5 protein-coding genes are annotated in these 6,231 nt (G+C 42.5%); all 5 read left to right on the top strand.

Annotated features, from left to right (window positions below; translation table 11 throughout):
* On the top strand, nt 1-191 hold a 191-nt coding region (locus tag WKT12_RS02835; RefSeq protein ID WP_340318750.1), incomplete at its 5' end, for a hypothetical protein.
* Entirely contained in the window at nt 188-370 is a 183-nt protein-coding gene (locus WKT12_RS02830; RefSeq protein ID WP_340318749.1) for a hypothetical protein, read from the top strand. The genes WKT12_RS02835 and WKT12_RS02830, both read left to right, overlap by 4 nt.
* Before the next feature lie 301 nt (nt 371-671).
* Entirely contained in the window at nt 672-3,041 is a 2,370-nt protein-coding gene (locus WKT12_RS02825) for an ABC transporter permease (RefSeq protein ID WP_340318748.1), read from the top strand.
* A gap of 13 nt (nt 3,042-3,054) precedes the next feature.
* Nucleotides 3,055-5,436 carry an ABC transporter permease gene (locus WKT12_RS02820; protein WP_340318747.1) on the top strand — a complete coding sequence of 794 codons (2,382 nt, stop codon included), beginning with the start codon at nt 3,055-3,057 and terminating at the stop codon, nt 5,434-5,436.
* A 42-nt stretch (nt 5,437-5,478) separates the two neighbouring features.
* Nucleotides 5,479-6,156, top strand: a complete 678-nt coding sequence (locus tag WKT12_RS02815) for an ABC transporter ATP-binding protein (RefSeq protein ID WP_022232926.1) — start codon at nt 5,479-5,481, stop codon at nt 6,154-6,156.
* The last annotated feature ends 75 nt before the right edge of the window (nt 6,157-6,231 follow it).

The following is a 6,231-nucleotide window of genomic DNA, read 5'->3' as shown; positions in this document are numbered from 1 at the left end:
AAAAATACGGGAAAGTCCGAAAAGACATGCTGAAATTTCCTCTGCTTTTTGTACAAAAAATATTCTGTTTTGTACAAATTCCTAAAAGTTTTGTACAAAAACATAAGACAGCAGCGGGAAAAAACAAAGGAAATACGAATGAAAATTTTCCTAGACACCGCGTAATAGTACGGTCCGGAACAGAAAAATGATGAAATTTTATGCAAAAAAGGGAAAAAGCCCCCTCCTCTGCCGGGAACTATTACGAAATCCGAGTAAAAGAATAAAAACAAGCACACCTCAGCAGGACCGTGAAGGGCTGGTTCCACCATTTCAGGCACTTTTTAAAGAAAAAACATCTGTTTTTGCCCTTCACGCCCTTCACCAATAATACCATCACTGCTCTTATCCGAGATAACAGCTCCTCTGACGACCATTAATATTTTCCTATCGACATGATAAATTCCAGACATTCATTTGCTATAATAGATGCCTCAACACCATTCATGCGAAGAGCGTGAAGGGCAAAGCGGCTAATTTATTTATTAAAGTGTCTAAAAATCATACACCATGTGTCAAATTATTAGACACCTCCAGCTAAGTATTATTTTATATACAATTTGATTATCAGCACATTGCAACAATGGCACGCACTTTGCTATATTATAACCGAACAAACCATTAATAAACAGATGAAAGGACTCAAAACATATTTTACTTTTCTCAATAAGAACAAGATGTTCACACTTGTGAATATGGGAGGACTAAGCATTTCACTAATGTTCGTGTTGTTAATAGCCAACATGGTGAGCCGACAACTGAGTATCGACAAAGAGCAACCCGATGCTTCTCGTATTTATGCATTTGGCAATGAACAATACATCGGCTCACATTATCTGGTAGGAGAAATACTAAGCACCCAATATCCGGAAATAGAAGACTGGTGTGCCGTTAGCAATTTGGCATATACCGGTACCTACGTCTTACAAGAAACCAGAAAAGTAGAATTAAAGATTTTGGCATCCCGCAACAATTTCTTTCAGTTCTTTTATTTCAAATTACTATCAGGACGTCCCGACCAGGTTTTAACAGACAAAAACAGCATTGTTCTAACCGAAAACGGGGCGAGAAAACTTTTTGGCAATGAACCAGCTATCGGAAAGGCTCTCCGACTATCCGCCAACAGCCAAGAAACATATACCGTAACAGGTATTATGAAAAACATCGGCAACTCACTATTCCCCAGTGATATAGAAGCCATCGTCCCATACAATTTCATCGACTATATCGACAAAAGCAGCAGTATGCATGAACGCAACATGAACAATGCCGGAGGTGCAACTGTCTTTGCCCGCTTCCACGAAGGGACTAATCCCAATGATAAAGCTACACAAATGCTCGATTATTTGAAGAAGTATTACTGGATATATGCGCTTGGCTATATGAAGGAAGTAAAATGGATATCCATGCACGATTTTCATTTCAGTGAAATTCCCTCGAATGGTACCTTCCTGCAATACAGTTTTACAAAAGTAGTAATCTTCATCTGCGTAGGAATACTCATTCTGCTGATGGCAGTCTTCAATTATATCAGCATGAGCGTAGCCCAAACCAGTTATCGTGCCAAAGAAATGGCTACCCGAAGACTGCTGGGTTCTTCACGCCCCGATATCTTCTGGCGTATGATTGTAGAATCTTTCCTGCTCACATTAGGCGCTTTTCTCCTCGCCTTTCTACTGGCAAGAGCTGTTGAGCTATTTGCTTCGGACTTGTTACAAGTGAAACTTGACCTGACTGGTGATTTAAATATTCTTACTCTGAGCATTTATCTGGCCGGTATCCTACTGCTCTCTCTCCTTGCAGGCTTTGTTCCGGCAACCCTGCTCTCACGATATAATCCGCTGGATATAGTAAAAGGTAATTTCCGACGCAAGACAAAAGTCGTTTATTTACGCGGATTATACATCATACAAAGCAGCCTTACCCTTGCCATGCTGACTTGTGCAATCTATTTAAGTATCCAACTATATAATATCTTACATGAGCCGCTGGGATACAGTTACGGCAATATCCTCAACTATCCGGCACTGGTCAATAAACAGAAGTTGCAGACATTCCGCGACAAAGCGCGCACACTGCCATTTGTAAACGAGGTATGTTTCACCCAAGGAACGCCCGCCGACCTTCAGGGAGAAAACAATGCCGTACAGATATATAACGGAAAAGGAGAAATACAAAACATACGATGGAGAAGTCTGACAGCCGATTCAACATTCATCCATCTGTTTCATCTGAACCTCATAAACAACCATCTCCCGGTTACGAAAGAAACAACCTATTTCTTTTCCGACAGTGTATTCAATGCTTTGGGGCTCAGCCATGACGCAGATTATCTAAGAAGCAGTCCCCAAACGGGAAGCATGCATTATCCTATAGCAGGAACATTCAAGGATATCAAGTCCGGTTCCATACTGGATACCCAATACCCAACCATGCTATCCATCATGCATCCGGACAGTATCTATCCGTGGAATATTCTGATAGAAGTAGCTGGCAACGAGCTAACCTACTATAAAAAAGAGCTCGACAAGCTATATTCGGAAACAATAGAGGGAATCCCATTCGAATCGGAATGGTATCACAATCAGGTAAAAGCAATATACAAAGACCTGACCAATTTACAGCATACGATAGGAATCTTTACCGGTGCCGCCCTGCTGATTTCTTTGCTCGGGCTAACCGCCATGAGTCTATATTTCATAGCACAACGCAAACGCGATATGGCTATCCGTAAAGTATTTGGATCGAGCAGCAGACAAGAAATGAAGCGACTGATACAATTCGCATTCAGTTCTTTGGTTATCAGTATTATAATTGCACTTCCGCTGGCCTACATCGGCATTATGCAAATCAACCGGATAACCCATTATCAAAGTACCATGCCTTGGTTGAGCGGAATCATCGCCTTTATTACCGTAACTGCCATATCGCTCGGTTCTGTTTATCTGATCAGTCGGAGTGCGACCCGCGAGAACCCTATAAAAAACTTAAAGACAGAATAAACATTACAACATTATGAAAACAATACTACGTAATCTTTTCTATACACTCAAGCGCTTTCGGACAGCTTCCGTACTCAACTTATTAGGACTGTCGACTGCCTTTGCGGCTTTCATACTGATTATGATGAAAGCAAGTTACGAATATAGCTTCGATACTTGTTATCCCAACCCCGACCGCCTGGTCGGACTAAATTTGGGAGAAGAGAAAGATAACTCCATCATGGCTCTTCCACGAGGACCGATTGATTTCCTCATCGAGCAGATACCTGGCATTGAATATGGAACCATCTATGCTCCCTGCTGGCAGAAACAGGCATTCTGCACCAATCCTGAAAGTCCGCAATATTTCTATGAAACCCCGTGGGCCGTATACCCCGATTTCGCAAAAGTTGTCGGATTGCAGTTCGTAGAAGGCAGTGACAAGGACATGAATAAACCTGAAAGTATCATTATTTCGGAAAGCTATGCCCGCAAACTTTTCCCTAAAGGCAACGCCCTGGGCTCCTATCTCTATACGGAAGGCGACAATGGGCTGGTAAAGGGAATAGATAAGTTCAAGATATGTGGTATCTTTAAAGACCTCCCTGAGAATTGCCAGTTTAAAAATGATATGTTCATCCGGATGAGTGATTACCAAAAAGATGACTGGGCAAGCCAGAACTATTTTGCCTTTTTCCGGTTGAAACCGGGAGTTAGCGCAGCCGATATCAATCAGCAAATAGAAGCCAGCGGTGCCAACAAGCGACTGAATATTGTAGACAAAGGAAATCAACGACTCTACGTATTCCCCATCAAGAAACTTTATTACGATATGTCGGCATCCTATTACCTCAAGACAGGGGACCGTAGTACAATGGTATTGATTGTAAGTATCGGATTACTGATTATCATTATCGCCTGCATCAACCTGATCAACTTCAGTACAGCCTTAGCTCCGGTTCGCATACGCAGTATCAATACACAAAAAGTATTGGGCAGCAGCAACTGGGAACTACGCCGTGCCTTATTAACAGAATCTGTCGGTACCGTCCTGATAAGCTGGCTCGTATCACTGGGCATTGTCGAAATACTCATACGTCTGAAGGTACTTTCTTTTATGGGATTCACCCCTTCACTGATTACCTACTGGCACATCATCGGATATACCGGAATCATTGCACTGGTGACAGGAATCATTGCCGGACTCTATCCGTCATGGTACATGACTTCGTTCTCTCCTGCTCTCGTGCTGAAAGGGAACTATGCGCTAAGCGGAAGAGGCAAACGGCTCCGCATGTCACTTATCGGTTTCCAGTACATCATTTCATTTGTGCTGATTGTAACTGCCGGATTCATTTTTCTGCAAAACCGCTATATGCAAAATTATATATCAGGCATTGACAAAGACCAGATACTGGTTGCTTCTCTCCCACAAATGCCTTATCAAAGTTCCGAATACCGCAACTTTACAAATGCCCTAAAAAGTTTTGCAGAAATAGATGATATCGCCTATGCAAAATCAAATCTGGGCGGAGGAAGCGGATATACTCAATATGCTTTCTTATATAAAGGAGAAATGCACGGACATTACTACATCGACGTCACGACAAACTTCTGTAAGGTAATGGGCTTAAAAATTGTATCGGGAGAAGATTTCCTCCCCAGCGACTCCATCTATCACAGTGATCTGAACTTTATTGCCACACAAGACTTACAGCAACAAACCGGCATTCCAGCCGGTGAAATACTGGACTTCTTCGTCTGGGGTGTGAATGCCCGACTAAAAGGCTACGTCAACAACGTACAATTAACCTCGCTCCGTTCTGAAGCACTTCCCTATATATTCTGTCCAAACGGGAAATACGGCAGCAATATTCTGCCTTTTGCCTACATTCGTGTAAAAGCCGGAAGCAATATGGAAACAGCCTTGAAGCACATCCGTCAAACCATTGCCAAATGTTTTATCGGTTATCCCGTCGATATAAAATTCTATGACCAAGTATATAGTCAGCTCTACCAGAAAGAGGCCGATCAGCAACAGTTGATTACCCTGTCCAGTCTGCTTGCCATTCTGATTTCACTGGTAGGAGTCTTTGGACTGGTTATCTTCGAAGCAGAACAGCGCCGCAAAGAAATCGGTATCCGAAAGGTATATGGAGCCTATACCCGTCAGATTCTCTGGATGTTCGGACGATCATATCTTACGCTGTCGGTAGTCAGTTCCGTCATTGCGACACCGATAGCCTGGTATATCGTATCCAAATGGCTGGAACAGTTTACTGAACGGATAGCCATCACGCCGTGGATATTCATTCTGACCTGTATCGTCATCAGCCTCATCACACTGATAACGATTACAGTACAGAATTACCGAACGGCCATCAGCAATCCGACAGACAACTTAAAAGCAGAATAATAAACAAAAGAATAATATAATAACAATTTAATACTTATCACTATGATTAAGATTGAAAACCTTTGCAAGACATTCCGTACAACGGAAGTAGAAACAATTGCCTTGAACAATGTAAACTTGGAAGTCAATGAAAAAGAATTCGTGGCCATCATGGGACCTTCCGGTTGTGGAAAATCAACCTTACTGAATATCCTCGGCTTATTGGATAATCCGACTTCAGGCAACTATTATCTGGACAACAAAGAGGTCGGACATCTGAAAGAGAAAGACCGTACCAATGTACGTAAAGGTAATATCGGTTTTGTTTTTCAGAGCTTTAACCTGATAGACGAACTGAATGTTTTCGAGAATGTCGAGCTTCCGCTTACGTATTTGAATATCCCTGCCGAAGAGCGTAAAAAACGCGTAACCGAAATGCTGTCGCGTATGAATATCAGTCACCGTGCCAAACATTATCCCCAGCAGCTCTCCGGAGGTCAGCAGCAGCGTGTGGCCATCGCCCGTGCCGTAGTTTCCAATCCGAAAATCATCCTCGCCGATGAGCCGACCGGTAACTTGGATTCTAAAAACGGTCTGGAAGTAATGGAGTTGCTTACCGAACTGAACAAAGAAGGAACTACCATCGTAATGGTAACCCACAGCCAACGTGATGCCGGATTTGCCGGACGTGTGATCAATCTGTTCGACGGGCAGATTGTATCCTCTATCAGTGAAATGTAATCTCTCTTAAGTTTTCTCTATATGTAAGGAGGTATGCCGGCAATATAGCTGGATATGCCTTCTTACTTTAACTTC

The sequence above is a fragment of the Phocaeicola sp. HCN-6420 genome (genome assembly GCF_037890145.1).
Lineage (GTDB): Bacteria > Bacteroidota > Bacteroidia > Bacteroidales > Bacteroidaceae > Phocaeicola.
Note: the sequence above shows the minus strand (reverse complement) of the source record. Positions and strands in the feature narration are given on the sequence as shown.

What these genes read in the sequence shown, in the direction of transcription:
- WKT12_RS02830 (WP_340318749.1), top strand. Translation starts at nt 188, where the DNA reads ATGATGAAATTTTATGCAAAAAAGGGAAAAAGCCCCCTCCTCTGCCGG.
- WKT12_RS02825 (WP_340318748.1), top strand. Translation starts at nt 672, where the DNA reads ATGAAAGGACTCAAAACATATTTTACTTTTCTCAATAAGAACAAGATG.
- WKT12_RS02820 (WP_340318747.1), top strand. Translation starts at nt 3,055, where the DNA reads ATGAAAACAATACTACGTAATCTTTTCTATACACTCAAGCGCTTTCGG.
- WKT12_RS02815 (WP_022232926.1), top strand. Translation starts at nt 5,479, where the DNA reads ATGATTAAGATTGAAAACCTTTGCAAGACATTCCGTACAACGGAAGTA.